We start from the raw sequence: 20,569 nt of genomic DNA on the forward strand, positions 1-20,569 counted from the left end.
CTAGCCACCATTGGCCGCAACAGGGCGGACCACCGGCGGCATGCGGGCGGTGATGTCGAACAGCGTGTAAGCGAGCGTCAGGTGTTTCACATCACTGGGCAGGTCGCGGTCGACGATGAAGCGCACCGGCATTTCGATGCGCTCGCCCGGTTGCAGCATTTGTTGGGTGAAGCAAAAGCATTCAGTCTTGTGGAAATACGCCGCGGCCTCGCCGGGTGCGATGCTGGGAATGGCCTGGGCGGTCATCGCCTTATCAGTCGGGTTCTGTGCCACGAACAGCATTTCGCTCACCGCGCCGGGGTGCACGACGATTTCCTGAGCCTCGGGGTAGAAGCCCCAAACCATGTCCGCGTTGTTGGTGGCTAGAAACTGCACCCGCACCTGGCGGCTTTCATCGATTTGCTGGGTCTGGGTGTACTGATCGCCGGTCTTGCCGTTGATGCCCAGCGCCTTGCACATCACGTCGTACAGCGGCACCAGCGCAAAACCAAAGGCGAACATCGCCACCACCAGCATCAGCAGGCGGGTGACGAGTCGCGAGTTCGGGCGCTGTGTGCTCATATCATTTCATCTCTTATTTAACTTCGGGCGGCGTCACGAACGTGTGATAAGGCGCAGGCGAGGGCACGGTCCACTCCAGGCCATCGGCGCCATCCCAGGGTTTGGCCGGGGCAGGGGGGCCACCACGAATGGTCTTGATGACGATAAAGAGGAAGAAGATTTGCGTGGCACCGAAGGTGAACGCGCCGATCGACGAGACCATGTTGAAGTCGGCGAATTGCAGGTTGTAGTCCGGCACTCGGCGCGGCATTCCGGCCAACCCTACGAAGTGCATCGGGAAGAAGGCCATGTTCATGCCAATAAAAGACAGCCAGAAATGCAGCTTGCCCAAGGTTTCGTCGTACATGTGGCCCGTCCATTTCGGCAGCCAGTAGTAGGCAGAGGCGAAGATCCCGAAGATCGCCCCCGGCACCAGCACGTAATGGAAATGCGCGACGACGAAATAGGTATCCTGATATTGGAAGTCCGCAGGCGCGATCGCCAGCATCAGCCCGGAAAAGCCGCCGATGGTGAACAGGATGACGAAGGCCACGGCGAACAGCATGGGTGTCTCAAAGGTCAGCTCGCCTTGCCACATGGTGCTGATCCAGTTGAACACCTTCACCCCGGTGGGCACGGCGATCAGCATGGTCGCGTACATGAAGAACAATTCGCCCACCAACGGAATGCCCACCACGAACATGTGGTGCGCCCAGACGATGAACGACAGAAACGCAATGCTCGCCGTGGCGTAGACCATCGAGGTGTAGCCAAACAGCGGCTTGCGCGAGAACGCCGGGATGATCGAACTGACCGCGCCGAACGCAGGCAGGATCATGATGTACACCTCGGGGTGCCCGAAGAACCAGAACACGTGCTGGAACAGCACCGGATCCCCCCCGCCCGCTGCGCTGAAGAAGCTGGTGTGGAAATGGATGTCCATCAGCATCATCGTCACGCACCCGGCCAGCACCGGCATCACGGCGATGAGCAGAAACGCGGTGATCAGCCAGGTCCAGACGAACAGCGGCATTTTCATCAGGGTCATGCCGGGGGCGCGCAGGTTGAGGATGGTGGCGATGACGTTGATCGCGCCCATGATCGAACTGATGCCCATCAGGTGAATGGCGAAGATGAAGTAGGTGACGCTTTCTGGCGCGTAGGTGGTGGACAGCGGGGCGTAGAAGGTCCAGCCGAAGTTCGGCCCGCCACCGGGGGTGAACAGGGTCGAGACCAGTAACAGGAAGGCAGCCGGCAGCAGCCAGAAACTGAAGTTGTTCATGCGCGGCAGGGCCATGTCCGGCGCGCCGATCATCAGCGGAATCATCCAGTTGGCCAGGCCGACGAAGGCGGGCATTACTGCGCCGAACACCATCACCAAGCCGTGCATGGTAGTCATCTGGTTGAAGAAGGCCGGTTCGACGATCTGCAGGCCGGGTTGAAACAGCTCGGCGCGGATCACCATCGCGAACGAGCCACCGAGCAGGAACATGCAGAAGCTGAACCACAGGTACAACGTGCCGATGTCCTTGTGGTTGGTGGTCAACACCCAGCGCATCAGGCCTTTGGCGGGACCGTGGGCATGGCCTTCATGGCCATGGTCGTCAATCACTGCACTCATGTCCTGTCTCCTGCGGAAATTTCGCACCAGACACAAATCTCGGCGACGCCACTTACCCCTGTAGGAGTGAGCTTGCTCGCGAATAGTCGGTACATTCGCCACAACGTCTGTGCGATAGCCACCGCATCGCGAGCAAGCTCACTCCTACAGGTTGTGTGGCTTATTAGAACGTTCATTTCGCAGCCGCCTGCTTGAGGGCCAACACGTCTTTGGGCGTAACCATGTCACCCTTGTTGTTGCCCCACGCGTTGCGCTCATAGGTCACGACAGCGGCGATGTCGACTTCCGACAACTGCTTACCAAACGCCGCCATCGCCGTGCCCGGCCGTCCGTTGAACACGGTGTTCAGGTGCTCTTCTTTAGGTCCGGTGACGGTTTTCGAGCCCTTGAGCGCCGGGAACATCGGCGGCAGGCCCTGACCTTCCGCCTGATGACAGGCCACGCAGGTGGTGTGATAAACCTTGTCGCCTTGCGCCACCAACTCCTCAAGCGTCCAATCCTTGCTGGTCAGCTCCTTGAGCTTGGCCACTTCCTGTTTGCGCTCGGCGAGCCAGGTGTCGTAATCAGCCTGAGTCTTGGCCTCGACCACGATGGGCATGAAGCCATGGTCCTTGCCGCACAGTTCGGCGCACTGGCCACGGTAGATGCCGGGCTTCTCGATCTTGGTCCACGCCTCGTTGACGAAACCGGGAATGGCATCGCGCTTCACGGCGAAGGCGGGCACCCACCAGGAATGGATAACGTCAGCCGACGTCACCAGAAACCGGATCTTCACGCCCACCGGCACCACCAGCGGCTGATCGACCTCCAGCAAATAGTGCTCGCCCTTGGCTTCCTTGTTGTGGATCTGATCCTGGGGCGTGGCCAGGTTGCTGAAGAACTCGACGTCCTGCCCCAGATATTTGTAGTTCCACTTCCATTGATACCCAGTGATCTGGATGTCCAGCCCCGACTCACTACTGTCGTACATCTGGATCAGGGTCTTGGTGGCGGGGATCGCCATGACGATGAGAATGAGCAGCGGCACGATTGTCCAGAGGATCTCCACCGTGGTGCTTTCATGAAATTTGGCGGCCACCTGCCCGGTCGAGCGTCGGTGAATGATCATCGACCAGAACATCGCCCCGAAGACGATGATCCCGATCACCACACATATCCAGAAGATGGTCATGTGCAGGTCGAAAACCTTGTGGCTGACCTCAGTCGCTCCAGGCGCCATATTCGTGGTCCAGGCAGCGTGCACCGGACTGAATACCGACCACAACAGGAGGCCCATCCAGACGTGTGGATGTCGCATCATTGCGGGTTCCCCTCATGTTCTTCTTATTGTTGCCAGCAGTCTTTTCAGGCGGGGTGACAACCATGGCCGAGCGCAAGGTTTCACGTTGCCTGTGCGGGCGAGGGAGCGGTCAATTCAAGATGCCAGTGGACCGGGGCCAAGCCTGCTTCACGTTCCGATTTCATCAAGCACACTCATCACAGATCCGAGTATAGCCACGGCGCCATTGCGCGCACGGGGTGGAGAATCTGCAAAAGCCAGCTATACGCACGCGTCTTAGCGAGAAAAATTTGAGGTAAACGCGGAAAAAGTGGCGTTTTAATAGCTGATGCACATAACCATGAATCTGTTATGACAATTACGTCTGAGTGTCGTTGATAAGCCAGCTAACGTATGACTTCCCTATAATGACAGCCTGAGTTTATTGCCCATGGAGCCTTCATGAACACCGCCGCATTGCGCGAGCAGATCACCCAAGCACAGGAACACGAGACAAAGACCGGCCAGCTTCTGCGTCAACTCGAGTTACAACTTCCCCATCTGCACCCTGCCATCCATCTTCCCGATGTCGATGCGCGAGGCGTATTGGCGCGTTTCGTCATCGCCTATATCGAACAGGTCCCGGATTTGCTGGATGCCGCTCATGAAGTAGCCCTTCAGGCCGGTATCGAAAGCCAGATCAAACCGGTACTCAAAATCGCCGAGCAGTTCTTCAGTGCACCGCCTGCCATCATGCAAGGCCACGAAGGGCTGGACAGCCTGCTGGACGAAGCCTACCTGGCTCACCGCCTGGTGGAGGAAGTGAACGATCTGTACATCACGCACCTGCGCCAACCGCTGATTCCGGTGAACACCACCGTCGCCAGTGTCATCGCTCATCAATTGATCGGTGAAACGTTTGCGAACCAGCTTGATGAGGTGGTCCACCACGCCATCGACCAGTTGCTGGACGAAGACAGCTTCTCGCTGGAGTCGGTCGAAGCCTACCGCGACAAGCTCGCCAGCCCCGATACAGAAGCCGCGTGGAAACGCTGGCCGAGCCTGTCGCGCCAGTTGGGTGTGGGGCTTGAAATGGAAGTGGTGAAGGACTGATTGCCATAACCGCCAGACAGATCTGAACGTGCTCGGATCTGTCTGGGTATCACAATTTGCAAAGCCTTATCGATTTCAAAGCGCTTAGTGCTGGGTTAAGAGTATAGGCGTCTGAATCAGGCACTCATCCAAAGCGCAGGACGCGCTGGAAATCGAAAGGGAATTCGCAATGCATTACTCAAAAACGCTCATCGCCATTGCCGCTATCACGACTGGCGGCAGTGCAATGGCAAACAATCCGTTTGCCCACCAAGACAAGCCTTTCCACGAATACTCCTGGGTCAACACCCACAATTCGTACGAAAAGATCAATCAGAACATGCAAGAACTTCCACAGCAGATGCGGGATGGCGTGCGCAGCTTCATGATCGATCTGTATCACAAATCTAATTACCGAGAAGAGGAGCAAATCCGGGTTTGCCATACAGAGTCATTCTGTTACGGCCCCTTCAGGAACCAGTTGGCGAATGAATTCATTCCCTTTTTGAAGCAGAACCGTAACGAAGTCATTTCGATTTTTATGGAATCTTACATTGAACGCTCTCATCTGCAGACGCTGTTCAACTCCGTGCCTGAAATTGCAGACGTTACGTTCAACCCTGCCAACTTCAACACCACCAACTGGCCACTCATGAGCCAGTTGGTCGCGCAAAACAATCGACTCATGCTTTTCACTGACAAACGATCGCTGGCGGGTAGCTATACGGTTAACGGCAAGACCGTGACGGTACTGTTTGACAAGGACTGGGTTGCGCAAAACCACTGGTCCACGCTGGGTGCAGCCGCCTCAAACATTGAAGCGGCACACAACTGGTCGTGTCCAAGTCGCTACGGTGACACTCCCGTCACGGAGTCTCGCGTCCACGCAAATACGGGTAAATCCTGGAGCCGTCTGTTTCTGATGAATCAGTTTCATACTGCGACAAAAACCATTTTCGACTCCGCTGCGTATGACAACAACCTGACCTATCTCACCCGCCGCGTTAATAACTGCGGAAAAACTCCAAACTTCATTGCCATCGATAACTACCGCAACGGAGACACCTTGGCCTACACTCAGGCACTCAGCCAAGGTGGCATCTATTTGTGGGAAGGCAATAATGCAGACGCCAAGCAGGATGCAGTCTGCGTGATCCCACGGGGCTCCCGAACACTTAGCCTGCCAACTGCCGGTTGCGAGAATGACGAAGCGAGATCCCTGTCTCTCTCGGGTATCGCCAAAGGTACCCGCATTTCTCTGTACGACAGCGCCAACGGTAACCGTGAAGATGATCACATGATCATTGATGTGACGCGTGATATTGGTCTTCGTGAGAAAGTGGTGGTGGGCTCGTTTGAGCAAAACCGGACGACGGATGCCTACAAGGCAACATATATTCGTAATAATGGTCTGAAAGGAAAAGTATCACGCATTGAAATAAAGCAAACGCCTTTAGACTTCTCAGACGCCAGCATCGCGCTGTATGAAGGCAATAACGCCAGTCAAAATCTTGACTGTACTATCCCCTTTGATCGTGTTTACAACATAAAAATGAAAAGCAACAGCTACGGCTGCTCCAATGACGAAATACGCTCAGCGAAGATCCTCAGAGCCAAAAAGGGCGCCGAATTCACATTGACCGGGCATCCCGACGGGAATTTGAATCAAGGAAGGACAGTGGTCACCGTCCGGCGCGACATTACATCGCCTGTCGTCATAGGAAGCTTCAACCGTTCTTATCAGGACGCCGATGTGCAAGTGACAAACCATAAAGAAGGCGTCGATGGAAAGATTTCCTTCGGCTATATCGGCGGTGCTAAATAAGCCACCGGGCCTGGGCAAGGGATCGAAACATACGCCCCCTTGCCCAGCTTCACCCTAGGCGGGTGAGGCGAGTTGAAAGAGCCGGTCAGTTCGGATCAACCGGCTTCTTCAGCTTCGGATTCGGGAAAAACTGCACCCCCTGCACCTTCGGATTGGCCGGTTTGGCCTTCTCCTGATTGACCCGCGTGCCCAACTCTTTCGGGATCGACTGACCCTGAGCGTTGAGCGTGTCCGAATACCCGCAATGCACGCATTCGCGGTGCGGGACGTCGTCTTCACTCCACATCATCAGCTTGTCAGGCTCGCTGCACGCCGGGCAGACCGCCCCGGCGATGAAGCGTTTCTTGGTAATCACCTGCGGTGTATCGGTCATGCTGCCGCATCCTCGCTCAAGCCGGAATGGCGCAAGAGTGCGTCAATCGAAGGCTCGCGTCCGCGGAAGTCGACGAACAGCACCATCGGCGCCTGCGAGCCGCCACGGGCCAGAATCGCTTCGCGGAAGGCACGACCGGTTTCGGCATTGAGCACGCCGTCTTCTTCGAATTTGGAGAAGGCGTCAGCCGAGAGCACTTCAGCCCATTTGTAGCTGTAGTAACCCGCCGCGTAACCGCCCGCGAAGATGTGCGCAAAGCTGTTCGGGAAGCGGTTGTACGCGGGTGGACGCATGACCGACACCTCGTCGCGTACGTCTTCCAGCACTTGCAACGTGCTACGACCGTCGCCATGGGTGGCGTGCAGTTCGAAGTCGAACAGCGAGAACTCCAGTTGACGGACCATCATCAGGCCGGACTGGAAATTCTTCGCGGCGAGCATTTTTTCCAGCAGGTCCTGTGGCAGCGGCTCACCGGTTTCATAGTGCCCGGAGATCAGCGCCAGGCCTTCCGGCTCCCAGCACCAGTTTTCCATGAACTGGCTTGGCAGCTCGACCGCATCCCACGCCACGCCGTTGATGCCCGACGCGCCCGCGTGTTCGACACGAGTCAGCAAGTGATGCAGACCATGACCAAACTCGTGGAACAGGGTGGTCACTTCGTCGTGGGTCAGCAGCGCAGGCTTGCCCGAATCTGCCGGAGTGAAGTTGCACACCAGGTTGGCCACCGGACTTTGCAGCGAGCCGCCCGAAGTACGGCGGCGATCACGGGCGCCGTCCATCCACGCACCGCCACGCTTGTTGGCGCGAGCATAGAGGTCGAAGAAGAAGCGGCCAACGTGCTGGCCGTTTTCCTTGATTTCGAACAGGCGAACGTCCGGGTGCCAGGTATCGAAGTCTTTCAGCTCGGTGATTTCGATGCCGTACAGCTTCTGCACAATAGCGAACAGGCCGCCCAGCACCTTATCGATCGGGAAATAGGCGCGCAGGGCTTCCTGAGAAACGCTGTAGCGCTGTTCGCGCAGTTTTTCGCCGTAGAAACCGCTGTCCCAGCTTTGCAGGTCCGGGCAGCCGTGCTCGGCAGCATAAGCCTTGAGCTGTTGCAGGTCTTGAGCGGCAAATGGTTTGCTGCGTTTGGCCAGATCGCGCAGGAAGCTCAGCACCTGATCGCTGGACTCGGCCATTTTGGTCGCCAGACTCAGCTCGGAGAAGCTGGCGAAACCCAGCAGTTTGGCCAGCTCCTGCCGCAGATCGAGGATCTGTTCCATGACCGGGCCGTTGTCGTTCTTACCCGCATTCGGGCCTTGGTCCGAGGCGCGGGTGCAATACGCGGCGTAGACTTCCTCGCGCAACGCACGGTCCTGGGCGTAGGTCATCACTGCGTAGTAGCTGGGGAATTCCAGGGTGATGAGGTAGCCGTCGAGGTCTTTGGCCTTCGCCGCAGCAGCCATTTGAGCCTTGGCCGAGTCGGTCAGGCCAGCCAGTGCGGCTTCGTCGGTGACATGCTTGGTCCAGGCTTGAGTTGCGTCGAGCAACTGGTTGGAGAACTGGCTGCCCAGCTCCGACAACTTGCTCTGCACTTCGGCGTAACGCTTCTGCTGCTCAGGCGGCAGGTCGATGCCCGACAGGCGGAAATCACGCAACGAGTGCTCCAGAATGGTCTTCTGGGCGACGTCGAAATCGGCGGCTTCCGGGCTGTTGGCCAAGGCTTCGAAGGCCTGAAACAGTTCGCGGTTCTGGCCCATCTCGGTCGAATAGGCGCTCAACGCAGGCAGGCAGGACTCATAAGCTTCGCGCAGTTCGGGGCTATTGCACACGGCGTTCAGGTGACTGACCGGGCTCCAGGCGGCGCCCAGGCGGTCGTTCAACTCGTCCATCGCCAGCACCAGGCCAGCCCATGTAGGCTGCGAACCTTGCTTGGCGAGGAGCTCGGCAATCGCGGCGCGGTTGTCGGCAAGAATCTGGTCAATGGCAGGTTTTACGTGCTCGGCACGGATCGCCGAGAAAGGTGGCAGGTCGTACGATTGCAAAAGAGGGTTGTTCGCGCTCACGGTTTGGCACCTTGGCTGGAAGAAACACCCGAGCATCTTAATTACAATCGGCGCTGACCGCAGCTATCAGCATCAGAGAAGGAGCCTATTGTGGCCATTCGCACGTTCCAGAATTACACGCCAGCCCTTGGCGAACGGGCTTTCGTCGACCATTCGGCGGTTGTCATCGGCGATGTGGAAATCGGCGCCGACAGCTCGGTCTGGCCACTGACGGTGATTCGCGGGGACATGCACCGCATCCGCATCGGGGCGCGTACCAGCGTTCAGGACGGCAGCGTGTTGCACATCACCCACGCAGGCCCGTTCAACCCCGACGGTTTTCCGCTGATCATCGGCGATGAAGTGACCATCGGCCACAAAGTCATGCTCCATGGCTGCACGATTGGCAGCCGCATCCTGATCGGCATGGGCAGCACGATCATGGACGGCGCAGTGGTCGAGGATGAAGTGATCATCGGTGCAGGCAGCCTGGTGCCACCGGGCAAACGTCTGGAAAGCGGCTTTCTGTATGTCGGCCGCCCGGTGAAACAGGTTCGTCCGCTGACCGAGAAAGAAATCGCCTTCTTCCCCTACAGCGCGACCAATTACGTGAAGCTCAAAGACCAGCATCTGGCCGAGGGCTTTGACAAGCCCTGATCGGCAATACGCGTTCTTTGGGCACGGATTACCCCGTGGGAGCGCACACCAACAAAGCATTCTCTACATGCCTTTGAGAGACAACATGCACTACCAGAATATTCTGTTCGACCTGGACGGCACCCTGACCGATCCACGTGAAGGCATCACCCGCTCGATCCAGTTCGCCCTGAGCAAGCTGGGCATCGACGAACCGGACATCACACAGCTTGAGCATTTCATCGGCCCGCCGCTGTTGCAGCAGTTCATGCGCGCTTACGACTTCGACGAAGCCAAGGCGTGGGAGGCGGTGGGCTTCTATCGCGAGCGTTTCAAGGTGATCGGGCTGTATGAAAACCTGGTGTTCGATGGCGTGTTCGAACTGCTCGACCTGCTGTCGGATCAGGGCCGTACGCTGTTCATCGCGACGTCCAAGCCTTGGGTATTCGCCCACGAAATCGCCCGGCATTTCGACTTTGCTCGGCATTTCAAATTGATCTACGGCAGCGAACTGGACGGCACGCGGACCGACAAAGTTGAGCTGATCCGGCATTTGCTGGATGAAGAAAAGCTCGACCCCAAGCAAACCCTGATGATCGGCGACCGCAAGCATGACTTGATCGGCGGCAAGCGTAACGGGCTGGATGTGGCGGCGGTGGGGTATGGGTTTGGCAGCCGGGAAGAGCTGGAGGCTGAGGCGCCTACCTACCACTTCGACTCGTTGAAAGACTTGCATCAGGCGTTTCTCAGATCCTGAGGTCGGCACTGATCAAAACTGTGGGAGCTTCTATGTTGCCTGGTCAATCGCTTTCGCCACCAGGGGCGGCTCCCACAGAATCAGCATCAATCACAAACTCAGGGCTCAACACGTATCACTGTGGGAGCCGGCTTGCTGGCGAAAGCGGAGTATCAGACAGAAATGAGTTGACTGACACACCGCCTTCGCCAGCAAGCCGGCTCCCACAAAACCAGCACCGCATTCAATCGGCCCTCATCAACCGCTCCAGCGCCGTTTTGCGCTGGTCTGCGGGCAGATCGCCCATCTTCTCGACCGCTGCAAAAAACGCAGGCCAATCGCCGTTCACCTGCCTGAACAACGCCCCAAACGCAGGCGTCCATTGGTCATACAGTCCGATGGGGAGTAACCGGGCGTTGTTCATCGGCGCGTAAACCCAGCTGTCGAACCGTTTGTCACCCCCCCACTGGCTGTCGCGCATTTGCCGATACTCATCGCGCAACCGCTCGAACTCGGCCGCTTTGCGCTCACGCATGACCTGCGGGCTCAACGGCTCGGCATAAAGGGCTTTCAAACGATCCCGGGTTGCGAGCACCAATTGGGTCAATTGATCACGCCGTCGGGTTTCGGATGACGCCGTTTCAGGCGGCATCCCACGAGCGGCGCGCCATTGGCGGGTGCCTTCCTCTTCCACGAACGTGGCGTAGGATTCGTTGAACTCACTGTCGTCCTTCACATAAAAGCGCTGATGCGCCAGTTCGTGGAAGATCAGCGTCGCCAGACGCTCATCGCCCCAGTTCATCATCGAACTGATGATCGGGTCGTTGAACCAGCCTAGTGTTGAGTACGCCTCCACGCCGCTGACGTAAACATCCTTGCCTTCCAGCTTGCGCAACGCAGCTTCGCCTCGCGCCGCGTTCTCATCGTAGTAACCGCGATAGGCCACACAGCCTGCGATGGGGAAACAGTGCGTCACCGGGTCTAACGAAAACTCGCCCGTGGCGAACACGTTCCACACCACGTACCGGCGATGAATGTCAGCGTACAAGCGATAGCTCTGGTTATCGGGCAGGTGCAAGTGCTGGCTGGCGAACTCACGGGCCTGTTGCGAGGTACGCAAGTGCTCTCGGAGTCTGGGGTCGCGCTGAGGATCGGCCACCACATCAGCCACCGGTTCGCGGGCACGTAGCAGGGCCAACTGCCCGCTGGCCAATTGCGTGTAATAGGAAAGACTGGAACAGCCGCTGAGGAGTAAAATCGCCAGCATCGGCACGCCGCGCCGGAACCACGAGATGTTCGATCGAGTCATGCAGCGGCCTTAACGTCGAAATACTTGAAAGGTATAAAGCCCAGCGTTATGCCGCAGAGTCGGCCTCTGACGCAACCACCTCGCCATCTGCCTGAATGCGGAGTCTGCCATGCGCCTGCCCTTGTCCTTCATAGCCCTGAGTCTGCTGGCCGGGTGCGCAGGCCCGTTGCCCGCCGTCGACCCGCAGCAGGCCTGGGTTGATCTGCACACCTTCACTGGCAAAACGCTGATGTCCGACAAAGTCGATGGCAAGCGCACGGAAGATGGCCGTTTTTTTCAGGTGACACCTGGCAAACACAAGCTGGTAGTGCGCTATGACTACGAGTACGCGCCCGGCGGATTGGGGTTGTCGATGGACATCTACAACGAGCTGACCTGCTACGTGACCATCAACTACGACCACTTTGAAGCAGGACGCCGCTATCGTCTGGACGTGCGCCATATCGCCAACAGCATCGACGCGCAATTGAGGGATGAGCAGCGCAAGGTGTTGGCGAACGAGGGGGAGATTTTCTGTATTCCATGATCAAACCCAATCTCTGTAGCAGTCCGGCTTGCCGGCGGTGGGGGCTTTGAAATCGCCACCGCCGGCAAGCCGGACTGCTACAGAGGGTTCAACCCGCGCCTGCTTTTACCGATCATTCTTCTGATAAATGATCTTCTTCGTGCCGTTGTCGCACGAACCCACGACCATGTTCTGATCGTGAACCTCTTCATTGCTGACAATTTCCAGGGTGTACGAACTGACGTTCTGCGCCTGGATCTTGGCTTCGATCTCGGCCTTGAGCTCTTCACAGGGTTTGGGAGCGGCGAACACGCTGGTGGTCAGGGCGCTGAGAAGCAGGGTGGTGGCGATGCGTTTCATGTTCGACTCCTTCGACGCCGCGCGATGTGCGTCGGCCCTGTATCAGACCGCAACGGCCATGCCGGGTTCTGGAACGCAAATGACCCGCCAAAGCGGGCCATTCGAGTGAAGCGCCAGCGCGGAATCAGCTCAGCAGCGTGGCGTCCAGCGTGATCTTGGCGTTCAGCACCTTGGACACTGGGCAGCCTTCTTTGGCCGCTTTGGTCAGTTCGTCGAACTGTGCCTGAGTCGCGCCTGGCACCTTGGCCTTGAGAATCAGGTGCACCGCAGTGATCGAGAAACCACCATCGACCTGATCCAGCGTGACTTCGGCCTGAGTGTCGATGCTTTCGGCTTTCAGATTCGCGCCGCCGAGGATCATCGACAGGGCCATCGAGAAGCAGCCCGCGTGGGCCGCGCCGATCAATTCTTCAGGGTTTGTGCCTTTGCCGCCTTCGAAACGGGCCTTGAAACCGTAGGGCGCTTCGCGCAATACGCCGGTTTCTGTGGAGATGCTACCGATGCCGGACTTCAGATCACCTTCCCAATGGGCGGATGCTTTCTTGACGATGCTCATGGTGTCTCCTCATGTGAAAAGTGCGAAGGGCTCGCACGTGGACCAAAAGTCTGAGGAGTGTAGGCGGGTCTTAGTTCAACGGTTGTGACGTGCGTGCTTTATTTGCCGGATTTCATGGAAGCAATTCCGACCAAATCAGTAGGAAATTTCCTTCCACCCATTGCAACCTCAAAATCCGGCCTTATCCTATGGCCTTAACGCTAATATTTAGGCTTAACGCAGGCTCTGCGCTCGTGCCGCTATCGTTTCGGCGCCCGCCCCAGCCTCCCAAGAGGATTCACCACGGCCTATGAAACGTCTGAATGATGTGAAGATTTCTACCCTCGACCTGGTGCCGGTGCGCGAAGACAAAGGCCCGGCGGTCTCATTGCGCAACTCGCTGGATCTGGCGCAACACGTCGAAAAATGGGGCTACAACCGTTTCTGGGTAGCCGAACACCACAACATGGATGGCATCGCCAGCTCGGCCACGTCCACGCTGCTGGCCTATCTGGCTGGAGGCACCTCGACTATTCGCGTCGGCTCGGGCGGCGTCATGCTGCCTAATCATGCCCCCCTGGTAATTGCCGAGCAGTTCGGCACATTGGCCAGTCTGTTTCCCGGCCGTATCGACTTGGGCCTGGGCCGCGCACCCGGCTCCGATCAGATGACTGCACGCGCCCTGCGTCGTGAACGCTCTGGCAGTGCCGATGATTTCCCGGATGACGTCGCCGAACTGATGAGCTACCTCGGGCCGCGCCAGCCGCATCAACGTGTGATCGCTGTTCCCGGCACCAACACCAATGTGCCGATCTGGCTGCTAGGGTCGAGTCTGTTCAGCGCGCAATTGGCTGGTCAGCGCGGTTTGCCGTACGCCTTCGCCTCGCACTTCGCGCCGCGCTACATGCACGAGGCGATTCGTGTGTATCGCAATCACTTCCAGCCTTCGGCCGTGCTCGACAAGCCTTATGTCATGCTGGGTGTGCCGTTGGCCGCCGCTGATACCGACGAGCAGGCGGACTATCTGGTGACATCGGTGTACCAACGCATCCTCAACCTGATGCGCGGACAGAGCCTGATGCAGAAGCCTCCGGTCGACACCATGAACGGCCTGTGGCTGCCTCATGAGCGCGAAGCGGTGATGGATTTTCTGGGGCTGGCGATGGTGGGTGGTCCTGAAAAGATCCGCGCCAAACTGGACGTGCTGCTGGAACAGACCGACGCCGATGAACTGATCTTCACCTGCGACATGTACGAACACGCCGACCGGTTGCGCTCGTACGAGATTCTGGCGCAGGTCGCACGGAGCTGATCCCGAAGCTTGGCCAAACGGTGCGGGGGCCGGCTTGCTGTCGAATGCGATCTATCAGGTACATCAATGGGGCCTGACACAACGCTTTCGCCAGCAAGCCGGCTCCCACAAGGGAAATGCAGCGGGCTGGACTAGCCGCGCTTGTAAACAATCTCCTTGCTGCCGCCTTCGCAGGTGCCGACGACCTTGCCGTCTGCCGCGCTACCTTTATCCACAGCCTCAAGGGTGTAAGACGCCACGCCCTTGGCCTTGATCTTCGCGTCGATCTCCGCTTTCACGTCATCGCACGATTTACCGGCCGCAAAGGTGGTGCCCGCGATACTCAACAGCCCTACCGCCAAAAGAAACTTCTTCATCGGTCACACTCCTTCGTCAGGCGCTTTTCAAGCGAAAGAGGCCGCCAAACAAGGCGGCCTGATACATGAAACCCGCGTCCGAATTCACGAACGGCGCGGTATGTATAGCGAAGGTTGTGGCATTCAGCCAGTTCAAAAGTTCATCAGCTATTATCGATGCGGAAGCCCACTTTGAGGGTTACCTGAAAGTGCGCGACCTTGCCGTCCCTGATGTGTCCCCGGGTTTCCAGCACTTCGAACCACTCCATGTGCTTCACGGATTTTGCGGCCTGGGCAATGGCATTCTGGATCGCGTCGTCGGTGCCGATGGTCGACGAGCCGACCAGTTCAAGCATCTTGTAGGTGTGATGATCAGACATGGCAGTTCTCCAAAAGTGGTCTCGATTGCAGCGTAGCAGTGAAAAATCGCTGTCTCTGTCTGGCGCGAGAACCACCCGAAAAGTTCACAAAAAACGGCGCGTCAAAACCGCACTGCACTTTCTGAAAGCCCTGTAGTCGGAAACAACACACGCCACTCATCACTGCAGGAGAGTCAATCATGGCATTCACGTCATCCCGTAAAGCGTCATTGCAAAGTATGGAAGCTGAGATCGAGAGTCTGCTCAAATCCCTGGAGAGCTTGAAGTCGGACGCTTCGGACGAGTCGCGCAAAACCCTGAAGACCCTCAAGGCCAACGCCGAAAGCGCCCTGAGCCATTCGCGCAGCCTGCTGAGCGACGTCTATGAAGACGCGAAAGTGAAAACCCGCGAAGCCAGCGTTGCTACCCGCGACTACGCGCAGGAACACCCATGGACTACCGCCGGTGTCGCAGTAGGCGCAATCGGCCTGCTGGCCGCCTACCTGCTGTGCAAGCGCGGCAACTGATCAGGCCTGACCGGAGCGTGCCAGCTCTTGCCTGAGCCAATCCGCCAGTTGCCGGGCACGTCCGTCAGCCGCGCGTTTGGGCACCCATAGCGCCAGTTGCGCCGGGGTTTCGCTGAAACCCCACGGCGCAGCGAGGCGCCCGGCCTTCAAGTCGTCCGCCACCAGCGGCTCGGGCGCGATAGCGACACCCAGTCCAGAAACGGCCGCCTCCAGCAGGTAATACAAATGCTCGAAGCCCTGACCGTATTTCAACGCGTCAGGATGGATACCGTTGTGTTTCGCCCAACTGGGCCAAGCCTGTAGTCGAGATGTCGTTTGCAACAGCGGCTCGTTCAACAACGCGTTGGCAGGCGCATGGCGCAAGGCTTGGAAGCGCGCAAAGCGAGGACTCAACACTGGGCCGATTCGCTCGCTGGCCAGTTCGAACACCTGCATGTCAGCGGGCCACGGCGGCTCGGCGAAAACCAGCAGGGCATCCAGGCCCGGGCGACGAGGATCAAGATCGCCTTCGCCTGCAGAAAGGTGCAAACGCAGGTCCGGCAGGTCGGCGTTCAACCGCCCCAATCGCGGAATGAACCAGCGGGCCAGCAGACTCCCCGAGCAACCCAGTACGAACGGCGCATCGACGCCACCTTGGCTCAGCTCGGCGCAGACACTGCGCAGCCGGTCGAATGCCTCACCGCTGGCATCTCTCAGACGCACGCCTGCATCTGTGAGTTTAAGGCCGCGCCCGTCCTTGCTGAACAGACTCACGCCCAGGTGCTCTTCCAGCACCTTGAGCTGGCGACTGACCGCGCCATGGGTGACGTGCAGTTGCTCGGCCGCGTGACTGACGCTGTTCAGGCGGGCTGTGGCCTCAAAGGCGCGCAATGCATTGAGAGGGGGCAGGTCTCGGCTCATGGTATCTGTGAGTTTTTCTGACAGGTTGCGGCGATCTTATCGGTTTTCACACGCTATGGCGCTAGTTAAAGTGTGTTCACTGCCTCAACGGCTCACCCCATTCGATTCGTCACTCGGAGGTTCCGATGTCCCAGACTGAGACCCAATACCGCAATGGCCCCGACGATCGCGGCATGTTCGGCGCGTTCGGCGGCCGTTACGTCGCTGAAACCCTGATGCCACTGATCCTCGATCTGAACCGCGAGTACGAAGCGGCGAAGAACGATCCTGCATTCCAGAAAGAACTGGCCTACTTCCAGCGCGACTATGTGGGCCGTCCAAGTCCGTTGTATTTCGCTGAACGCCTGACCGAGCATTGCGGCGGCGCGAAGATCTACCTCAAGCGCGAAGAGCTGAATCACACTGGCGCGCACAAGATCAACAACTGCATCGGCCAGATCCTGCTGGCCCGCCGCATGGGCAAGAAACGCATCATCGCCGAGACCGGCGCAGGCATGCACGGTGTGGCGACCGCCACCGTGGCCGCGCGTTTCGGCCTGGAATGCGTGATCTACATGGGCACCACCGACATCGAGCGCCAGCAGGCAAACGTGTTCCGCATGAAGTTGCTGGGAGCCACTGTGATTCCGGTTGTTGCGGGCACTGGCACCCTGAAAGACGCCATGAACGAAGCGCTGCGTGACTGGGTCACCAACGTCGACAGCACCTTCTACCTGATTGGCACCGTCGCCGGTCCACACCCTTATCCCGCGATGGTGCGCGACTTCCAGGCCGTGATCGGCAAGGAAACCCGCGAGCAGTTGCAAGAACACGAAGGCCGTCTGCCCGACAGCCTGGTCGCCTGCATCGGCGGCGGTTCCAACGCCATGGGCCTGTTCCACCCGTTCCTGGATGACACCACCGTGCGCATCATCGGCGTCGAAGCAGCCGGTCACGGCATCGAAACCGGCAAGCACGCGGCCAGCCTGAACGGCGGTGTTCCGGGGGTTCTGCACGGCAACCGCACCTTCTTGCTGCAAGACGACGATGGCCAGATCATCGACGCCCACTCGATTTCTGCCGGTCTGGATTACCCAGGCATCGGCCCTGAGCACGCTTGGTTGCACGACATCGGCCGCGTCGAATACACCTCGATCACTGACGATGAAGCCTTGGCCGCGTTCCACCAGTGCTGCCGTCTGGAAGGCATCATTCCGGCGCTGGAAAGCGCCCACGCCCTTGCCGAAGTGTTCAAACGCGCACCGACGCTGCCGAAAGATCACCTGATGGTGGTCAACCTGTCCGGTCGCGGCGACAAGGACATGCAAACCGTCATGCACCATCTGGATCTGTCCCAGCAGGAGAAACACTGATGAGCCGCCTGCAAACCCGCTTTGCCGAGCTGAAAGAGCAAGACCGCGCCGCCTTGGTGACCTTCATCACCGCAGGCGACCCGGCGTACGACACCTCGCTGGCAATCCTCAAAGGTCTGCCAAAAGCCGGTGCCGACGTGATCGAGTTAGGCATGCCCTTCACCGATCCGATGGCTGACGGCCCTGCGATCCAGTTGGCGAACATTCGCGCACTGGGCGCCAAGCAAAACCTGGCGAAAACCCTGCAAATGGTTCGCGAGTTCCGTACTGAAGACAACGCCACGCCGCTGGTGCTGATGGGTTACTACAACCCGATTCACAACTACGGCGTCGAGCGCTTCATCGCCGAGGCTCACGAGTCCGGCGTTGATGGCCTGATCGTGGTCGACGTGCCACCAGAGCACAACAATGAGCTGTGTGACCCTGCACAGGACGCCGGTCTGGACTTTATCCGCCTGACCACGCCGACCACTGACGACAACCGCCTGCCAACCGTGTTGAACGGCAGCTCGGGCTTCGTTTACTACGTGTCCGTTGCCGGTGTAACCGGTGCGGGCTCGGCGACCATCGAGCACGTCAAAGAAGCGGTGGCGCGCCTGCGTCGTCATTCGGACCTGCCGATCAGCGTCGGTTTCGGGATTCGTACCCCGGCACAAGCGGCAGCCATCGCACGGATTGCCGATGGCGTGGTGGTCGGTTCGGCATTGATCGATCAGATTGCCAATGCACCCTCAGCGGATCAGGCAGTCAGCGGCGTATTGAAGCTGTGTTCGGAGCTGTCGGAAGGTGTTCGTAAGGCCCGCGTATCCTGAAGGTAAAGTTCCTGATACAGAGGAATCTCCGCCTTCGTTAGCAGACTAAGCAGTACAGCAAAGGGGTTCAGGACCTGTGTCTGAACCCCTTTTTGCTGACTCGAATTTGCTCAGGAGCACGTTGCATGAAAGTCTCGAATCGTTTGATCGCCGGAGTCGGTGTGTTGCTGGTCAGCGCCAGCGCGCTGGTACAGGCCGCGCCGCCCGATCAGCGTGGCGGCTACGACGACCATGGCCCTGGCCAGCATCAGGACCATGGCCCGCAAGGTGGCCCGCAGAATAATCGCGGCAATGATCATCGCCCTGACAATCATGCCGGTGGCGGACGCCCTCCTGCTGATTTCGGCGACGTTCGCCGCACGATTCAGGAACACCGTGAAGTCATCGGGCGCGGCCAGCCGCTGCCGCCGAACGTGCACATCGTGAAGGGTCGTCCGCTGCCCCATGGCTATGGCCGCCGTCTGGACGCCCGCTCGCTGGAATACCTGCCACGCTACGACGGCTACGAATGGCGCCGCCTCGGCCCGGACATCGTGCTGGTCGCGATTGGCAGCGGGATCGTTTACGAAATTTTGGATGGTGTGCTGAACTAAGCCGCGCGCTCCACCGTCGATTGTTCCCACGCTCTGCGTGGGAACACCGGTCGGGCTGCTCCGCGGCCCATGCGACGCGGAGCGTCGCTAAATGCATACCCACGCAGAGCGTGGATACGATCCATCACTTCCTGAACATCCCCACATTCAGCTCCCGCACTCCGCCCATCCAGATCGCGTGTTCAGTGTGATCCGCCAGATCATCGCCAGTCAGCGGATGCGTGAAGATCACCAACCCGCCACGATTCAACGCCAGGTAAAGCATCACATCGGCGAACTGCTCATGGCTGAACGCCAGTTGGCAACTCCAGTCCGGATGCGGCCCCACAGGGCGTTCATGCACGCGCCCCATACGAATATCGAATTTCGCCGCAACGCTCTCGCACAAGGCCCGCGCCTGCGAGAGGGTTTGCGCGTCGAAGTAAACGTGGGCATGGTAGCCCTCGATGGATGACATGCTCAGTCCTCAAAATGTGTACTGCTACAGGGAACGCGACAAACCTCAAACGGCAATCGATGGCAGTGGCTTGCCGATCAATAAGTCACCGCTTAGCGCCTGTTCACTTTTTAACCAGTCGACAAACCGCTGTACAATTTGCACCCGTCGTTTGCGCTGGGGCAGCACGATGTAATAGCCGTAAGCAGAAATCGCCGCAGCGTCGATAGGACGACACAGCAGCCCCTGATCCAGCAAATCATCCACCAGATGCCGCCAGCCAATCGCCACACCTTGCCCGCCAATCGCTGCCTGAATCAACAGCGTGTAATTGTCGAAGCGCAATTGCCCCGGCGCAGGCGCCTGAGCGATGTTCAACGCGCGAAACACGCCGCCCCAATCGAACCAGTTATTGCCGCCTTCACCACGCAAGTGCAGCAGGGGAAACTCTTTCAACGCCTCGGGCCGCAACGGCAGTTCACGCCCAGCGAGCAATTTGGGGCTGCACACCGGGAACACTTCTTCGCTGAACAGCCAATGGCTTTCTCCCTGTTTGAACCGGCCATCGCCGAACAGCACCGCCACGTCGATATCCGCGCGCAGCATACTGTGACTGCGCTCGCTCGTGACCAGGCTGACGTCGACGTCGGGGTTGGCCTGGTGAAAGCGATGCAGACGAGGCATCAGCCAGTACGCCGCGAAGGCGAAGTCGGTCGCCACCTGCAACACCTCATGTTGATGCTGCTCTGTAATCAGGCTCAATCCGGCGTCCATCGACTGCAACCCGGCCTGCACATGGTTGAACAGAATCTCGCCAGCGTCGGTCAGTTCGATGCCCCGGTAGATGCGATCAAACAGGCGCGTGGCCAATTGTTCTTCTAACCTTTTGATTTGCTGACTAATGGCGGGTTGAGTGGTGCCAAGTTCGATGGCCGCTGCCGTAAAACTGCGCAAACGGGCAGCGGCTTCGAAACCGCGCAGCAGGTCCAACGACATATCACCAAGGGCTTCAAACATAAGCGTGGCTTATCCTAGGCATTGTGTTTTATGGGCTTTACCGCTGACCTCATGGGTTTCATTCTCTGGAGCAGCAATTTCGCATAAATATTCACTATGGAATGCCGCG

General features: G+C 58.5%; 23 protein-coding genes. 10 read left to right on the top strand and 13 right to left on the bottom strand.

All coding sequences use genetic code 11. The annotated features are described in order from the left end of the window. From ACI5GA_RS15920 to coxB, 3 genes are all read right to left on the bottom strand, one after another. A complete protein-coding gene (locus tag ACI5GA_RS15920) occupies nucleotides 1–561 on the bottom strand; it encodes a cytochrome c oxidase assembly protein (protein WP_421423368.1) in 561 nt (186 codons plus the stop codon). Between the two features lie 13 nt (nucleotides 562–574). Then, a complete protein-coding gene (gene ctaD, locus ACI5GA_RS15925) occupies nucleotides 575–2,161 on the bottom strand; it encodes a cytochrome c oxidase subunit I (protein WP_404639481.1) in 1,587 nt (528 codons plus the stop codon). Between the two features lie 172 nt (nucleotides 2,162–2,333). Continuing rightward, on the bottom strand, nucleotides 2,334–3,461 hold the full coding sequence (gene coxB, locus ACI5GA_RS15930; RefSeq protein ID WP_421423369.1) for a cytochrome c oxidase subunit II: 1,128 nt from the start codon (nucleotides 3,459–3,461) through the stop codon (nucleotides 2,334–2,336). A gap of 420 nt (nucleotides 3,462–3,881) precedes the next feature. Here coxB and ACI5GA_RS15935 point away from each other — a divergent pair, with 420 nt between their 5' ends. Both ACI5GA_RS15935 and ACI5GA_RS15940 read left to right on the top strand, forming a co-directional pair. Continuing rightward, nucleotides 3,882–4,532 carry a hypothetical protein gene (locus ACI5GA_RS15935; RefSeq protein ID WP_404639477.1) on the top strand — a complete coding sequence of 217 codons (651 nt, stop codon included), beginning with the start codon at nucleotides 3,882–3,884 and terminating at the stop codon, nucleotides 4,530–4,532. A 169-nt stretch (nucleotides 4,533–4,701) separates the two neighbouring features. Continuing rightward, a complete protein-coding gene (locus ACI5GA_RS15940; protein WP_421423370.1) occupies nucleotides 4,702–6,336 on the top strand; it encodes a hypothetical protein in 1,635 nt (544 codons plus the stop codon). A gap of 85 nt (nucleotides 6,337–6,421) precedes the next feature. Here the strand turns inward: ACI5GA_RS15940 and ACI5GA_RS15945 are convergent, their stop codons facing one another. Then, the gene (locus tag ACI5GA_RS15945; RefSeq protein WP_404639473.1) at nucleotides 6,422–6,709 is read right to left on the bottom strand and encodes a YheV family putative zinc ribbon protein; all 288 of its coding nucleotides are present in this window, start codon (nucleotides 6,707–6,709) and stop codon (nucleotides 6,422–6,424) included. Further along, entirely contained in the window at nucleotides 6,706–8,757 is a 2,052-nt protein-coding gene (gene prlC / locus ACI5GA_RS15950) for an oligopeptidase A (protein ID WP_421423371.1), read from the bottom strand. Before prlC ends, ACI5GA_RS15945 begins: the two co-directional genes overlap by 4 nt. A gap of 90 nt (nucleotides 8,758–8,847) precedes the next feature. Between prlC and ACI5GA_RS15955 the strand changes: the two genes are divergently transcribed. Together ACI5GA_RS15955 and ACI5GA_RS15960 are read left to right on the top strand one after the other, a co-directional pair. Next, nucleotides 8,848–9,393 carry a gamma carbonic anhydrase family protein gene (locus tag ACI5GA_RS15955; RefSeq protein ID WP_421423372.1) on the top strand — a complete coding sequence of 182 codons (546 nt, stop codon included), beginning with the start codon at nucleotides 8,848–8,850 and terminating at the stop codon, nucleotides 9,391–9,393. A gap of 85 nt (nucleotides 9,394–9,478) precedes the next feature. Then, on the top strand, nucleotides 9,479–10,129 hold the full coding sequence (locus tag ACI5GA_RS15960) for an HAD family hydrolase (protein WP_421423373.1): 651 nt from the start codon (nucleotides 9,479–9,481) through the stop codon (nucleotides 10,127–10,129). A 223-nt stretch (nucleotides 10,130–10,352) separates the two neighbouring features. Here ACI5GA_RS15960 and ACI5GA_RS15965 read toward each other — a convergent pair whose 3' ends face one another. Continuing rightward, nucleotides 10,353–11,417, bottom strand: coding sequence for an aminopeptidase (locus tag ACI5GA_RS15965; RefSeq protein WP_421423374.1), 1,065 nt, complete (start codon nucleotides 11,415–11,417; stop codon nucleotides 10,353–10,355). 109 nt (nucleotides 11,418–11,526) lie between these two features. On the opposite strand from ACI5GA_RS15965, the gene ACI5GA_RS15970 reads away from it, so the two are divergent. Beyond that, on the top strand, nucleotides 11,527–11,943 hold the full coding sequence (locus tag ACI5GA_RS15970; RefSeq protein ID WP_404639463.1) for a hypothetical protein: 417 nt from the start codon (nucleotides 11,527–11,529) through the stop codon (nucleotides 11,941–11,943). Between the two features lie 105 nt (nucleotides 11,944–12,048). On the opposite strand, the gene ACI5GA_RS15975 is transcribed toward ACI5GA_RS15970, so the two are convergent. Both ACI5GA_RS15975 and ACI5GA_RS15980 read right to left on the bottom strand, forming a co-directional pair. Then, nucleotides 12,049–12,282: a DUF1161 domain-containing protein gene (locus ACI5GA_RS15975; protein ID WP_404639461.1), complete on the bottom strand. Its 234-nt coding sequence runs from the start codon at nucleotides 12,280–12,282 to the stop codon at nucleotides 12,049–12,051. 124 nt (nucleotides 12,283–12,406) lie between these two features. After that, nucleotides 12,407–12,838: an OsmC family protein gene (locus ACI5GA_RS15980; RefSeq protein ID WP_404639459.1), complete on the bottom strand. Its 432-nt coding sequence runs from the start codon at nucleotides 12,836–12,838 to the stop codon at nucleotides 12,407–12,409. Nucleotides 12,839–13,127: 289 nt separating this feature from the next. Between ACI5GA_RS15980 and ACI5GA_RS15985 the strand changes: the two genes are divergently transcribed. After that, nucleotides 13,128–14,129 (top strand): LLM class flavin-dependent oxidoreductase, encoded by a 1,002-nt coding sequence (locus ACI5GA_RS15985; RefSeq protein ID WP_421423375.1) that lies wholly within the window; start codon nucleotides 13,128–13,130, stop codon nucleotides 14,127–14,129. A gap of 131 nt (nucleotides 14,130–14,260) precedes the next feature. On the opposite strand, the gene ACI5GA_RS15990 is transcribed toward ACI5GA_RS15985, so the two are convergent. Beyond that, nucleotides 14,261–14,485 (bottom strand): DUF1161 domain-containing protein, encoded by a 225-nt coding sequence (locus ACI5GA_RS15990; RefSeq protein ID WP_404639455.1) that lies wholly within the window; start codon nucleotides 14,483–14,485, stop codon nucleotides 14,261–14,263. Between the two features lie 143 nt (nucleotides 14,486–14,628). Continuing rightward, nucleotides 14,629–14,844, bottom strand: a complete 216-nt coding sequence (locus tag ACI5GA_RS15995) for a dodecin (RefSeq protein WP_404639453.1) — start codon at nucleotides 14,842–14,844, stop codon at nucleotides 14,629–14,631. Between the two features lie 179 nt (nucleotides 14,845–15,023). Here ACI5GA_RS15995 and ACI5GA_RS16000 point away from each other — a divergent pair, with 179 nt between their 5' ends. Then, nucleotides 15,024–15,350 (top strand): DUF883 family protein, encoded by a 327-nt coding sequence (locus ACI5GA_RS16000; RefSeq protein ID WP_404639451.1) that lies wholly within the window; start codon nucleotides 15,024–15,026, stop codon nucleotides 15,348–15,350. Here ACI5GA_RS16000 and ACI5GA_RS16005 read toward each other — a convergent pair whose 3' ends face one another. After that, the gene (locus tag ACI5GA_RS16005) at nucleotides 15,351–16,250 is read right to left on the bottom strand and encodes a LysR family transcriptional regulator (protein WP_404639449.1); all 900 of its coding nucleotides are present in this window, start codon (nucleotides 16,248–16,250) and stop codon (nucleotides 15,351–15,353) included. It abuts the gene before it with no gap. Between the two features lie 125 nt (nucleotides 16,251–16,375). On the opposite strand from ACI5GA_RS16005, the gene trpB reads away from it, so the two are divergent. The 3 genes from trpB (at nucleotide 16,376) to ACI5GA_RS16020 (ending at nucleotide 19,007) form a co-directional block, all read left to right on the top strand. Then, nucleotides 16,376–17,602: a tryptophan synthase subunit beta gene (gene trpB / locus ACI5GA_RS16010; protein WP_404639447.1), complete on the top strand. Its 1,227-nt coding sequence runs from the start codon at nucleotides 16,376–16,378 to the stop codon at nucleotides 17,600–17,602. Further along, nucleotides 17,602–18,414 (top strand): tryptophan synthase subunit alpha, encoded by an 813-nt coding sequence (gene trpA / locus ACI5GA_RS16015; RefSeq protein WP_421423376.1) that lies wholly within the window; start codon nucleotides 17,602–17,604, stop codon nucleotides 18,412–18,414. Before trpB ends, trpA begins: the two co-directional genes overlap by 1 nt. 125 nt (nucleotides 18,415–18,539) lie before the next feature. Then, nucleotides 18,540–19,007 (top strand): anti-virulence regulator CigR family protein, encoded by a 468-nt coding sequence (locus tag ACI5GA_RS16020; RefSeq protein ID WP_421423377.1) that lies wholly within the window; start codon nucleotides 18,540–18,542, stop codon nucleotides 19,005–19,007. Between the two features lie 124 nt (nucleotides 19,008–19,131). On the opposite strand, the gene ACI5GA_RS16025 is transcribed toward ACI5GA_RS16020, so the two are convergent. Together ACI5GA_RS16025 and ACI5GA_RS16030 are read right to left on the bottom strand one after the other, a co-directional pair. Continuing rightward, nucleotides 19,132–19,464, bottom strand: coding sequence for a DOPA 4,5-dioxygenase family protein (locus tag ACI5GA_RS16025; RefSeq protein WP_404639441.1), 333 nt, complete (start codon nucleotides 19,462–19,464; stop codon nucleotides 19,132–19,134). 45 nt (nucleotides 19,465–19,509) lie between these two features. Next, nucleotides 19,510–20,460, bottom strand: a complete 951-nt coding sequence (locus ACI5GA_RS16030) for a choline sulfate utilization transcriptional regulator (RefSeq protein WP_404639439.1) — start codon at nucleotides 20,458–20,460, stop codon at nucleotides 19,510–19,512. Nucleotides 20,461–20,569: the final 109 nt, after the last annotated feature.

The organism is Pseudomonas sp. Pseu.R1, from assembly GCF_045764065.1.
Classification (GTDB): Bacteria; Pseudomonadota; Gammaproteobacteria; order Pseudomonadales; family Pseudomonadaceae; genus Aquipseudomonas.